Here is a 2681-nt window from a genome sequence, read left to right on the forward strand (position 1 = left end):
AGCTAAGCGACTTCCTTATCTCACAGGGGGCAACCCCCAACTACTTCCGGCGTTCTAGGGCTTAACTTCTGTGTTCGGCATGGGTACAGGTGTATCTCCTAGGCTATCGTCACTTAACTTTGAGTAATACCTACTCAAAATTGAATATCTTTCAAATTTCACTTAAAAATAATCACGCTTCGTATTCTCAGTTACTTTGGATAAGTCCTCGAGCTATTAGTATTAGTCCGCTACATGTGTCGCCACACTTCCACTTCTAACCTATCTACCTGATCATCTCTCAGGGCTCTTACTGATATAAAATCATGGGAAATCTCATCTTGAGGTGGGTTTCACACTTAGATGCTTTCAGCGTTTATCCCTTCCCTACATAGCTACCCAGCGATGCCTTTGGCAAGACAACTGGTACACCAGCGGTAAGTCCACTCTGGTCCTCTCGTACTAGGAGCAGATCCTCTCAAATTTCCTACGCCCGCGACGGATAGGGACCGAACTGTCTCACGACGTTCTGAACCCAGCTCGCGTGCCGCTTTAATGGGCGAACAGCCCAACCCTTGGGACCGACTACAGCCCCAGGATGCGACGAGCCGACATCGAGGTGCCAAACCTCCCCGTCGATGTGAACTCTTGGGGGAGATAAGCCTGTTATCCCCAGGGTAGCTTTTATCCGTTGAGCGATGGCCCTTCCATACGGAACCACCGGATCACTAAGCCCGACTTTCGTCCCTGCTCGAGTTGTAGCTCTCGCAGTCAAGCTCCCTTATACCTTTACACTCTGCGAATGATTTCCAACCATTCTGAGGGAACCTTTGGGCGCCTCCGTTACCTTTTAGGAGGCGACCGCCCCAGTCAAACTGCCCGTCAGACACTGTCTCCGATAGGGATCACCTATCTGGGTTAGAGTGGCCATAACACAAGGGTAGTATCCCAACAACGTCTCCTTCGAAACTGGCGTCCCGATCTCGTAGACTCCTACCTATCCTGTACATGTGGTACAGACACTCAATATCAAACTGCAGTAAAGCTCCATGGGGTCTTTCCGTCCTGTCGCGGGTAACCTGCATCTTCACAGGTACTAAAATTTCACCGAGTCTCTCGTTGAGACAGTGCCCAAATCATTACGCCTTTCGTGCGGGTCGGAACTTACCCGACAAGGAATTTCGCTACCTTAGGACCGTTATAGTTACGGCCGCCGTTTACTGGGGCTTCAATTCATACCTTCGCGTTACCGCTAAGCACTCCTCTTAACCTTCCAGCACCGGGCAGGCGTCACCCCCTATACATCATCTTACGATTTAGCAGAGAGCTGTGTTTTTGATAAACAGTTGCTTGGGCCTATTCACTGCGGCTGACTTAAAGTCAGCACCCCTTCTCCCGAAGTTACGGGGTCATTTTGCCGAGTTCCTTAACGAGAGTTCTCTCGCTCACCTGAGGCTACTCGCCTCGACTACCTGTGTCGGTTTGCGGTACGGGTAGAGTATGTTTAAACGCTAGAAGCTTTTCTTGGCAGTGTGACGTCACTAACTTCGCTACTAAACTTCGCTCCCCATCACAGCTCAATGTTATAGAACTAAGCATTTAACTCAATTCACACCTCACTGCTTAGACAGACACTTCCAATCGTCTGCTTTAGTTAGCCTACTGCGTCCCTCCATCACTACATACTCTAGTACAGGAATATCAACCTGTTGTCCATCGGATACACCTTTCGGTCTCTCCTTAGGTCCCGACTAACCCAGGGCGGACGAGCCTTCCCCTGGAAACCTTAGTCTTACGGTGGACAGGATTCTCACCTGTCTTTCGCTACTCATACCGGCATTCTCACTTCTATGCGTTCCAGCACTCCTCACGGTACACCTTCTTCACACATAGAACGCTCTCCTACCATACCTATAAAGGTATCCACAGCTTCGGTAAATTGTTTTAGCCCCGGTACATTTTCGGCGCAGGGTCACTCGACTAGTGAGCTATTACGCACTCTTTGAATGAATAGCTGCTTCTAAGCTAACATCCTAGTTGTCTGTGCAACCCCACATCCTTTTCCACTTAACAATTATTTTGGGACCTTAGCTGGTGGTCTGGGCTGTTTCCCTTTCGACTACGGATCTTAGCACTCGCAGTCTGACTGCCGACCATAATTCATTGGCATTCGGAGTTTATCTGAGATTGGTAATCCGGGATGGACCCCTCACCCAAACAGTGCTCTACCTCCAAGAATCTCTAATGTCGACGCTAGCCCTAAAGCTATTTCGGAGAGAACCAGCTATCTCCAAGTTCGTTTGGAATTTCTCCGCTACCCACAAGTCATCCAAGCACTTTTCAACGTGCCCTGGTTCGGTCCTCCAGTGCGTCTTACCGCACCTTCAACCTGCTCATGGGTAGGTCACATGGTTTCGGGTCTACGACATGATACTAATGCGCCCTGTTCAGACTCGGTTTCCCTACGGCTCCGTCTCTTCAACTTAACCTCGCATCATATCGTAACTCGCCGGTTCATTCTACAAAAGGCACGCTCTCACCCATTAACGGGCTCGAACTTGTTGTAGGCACACGGTTTCAGGTTCTATTTCACTCCCCTCCCGGGGTGCTTTTCACCTTTCCCTCACGGTACTGGTTCACTATCGGTCACTAGGGAGTATTTAGGGTTGGGAGATGGTCCTCCCAGATTCCGACGGGATTTC

2 rRNA genes are annotated in these 2681 nt (G+C 49.7%); both read right to left on the reverse strand.

The window, feature by feature from the left end:
• Position 1: 1 nt before the first annotated feature.
• Positions 2 to 117 (reverse strand): 5S ribosomal RNA (gene rrf / locus QM928_RS09785).
• Positions 118 to 196: 79 nt separating this feature from the next.
• A 23S ribosomal RNA gene (locus tag QM928_RS09790) occupies positions 197 to 2681 on the reverse strand; the annotation flags it as partial.

The organism is Streptococcus infantis (genome assembly GCF_047460405.1).
GTDB lineage: Bacteria > Bacillota > Bacilli > Lactobacillales > Streptococcaceae > Streptococcus > Streptococcus infantis_Q.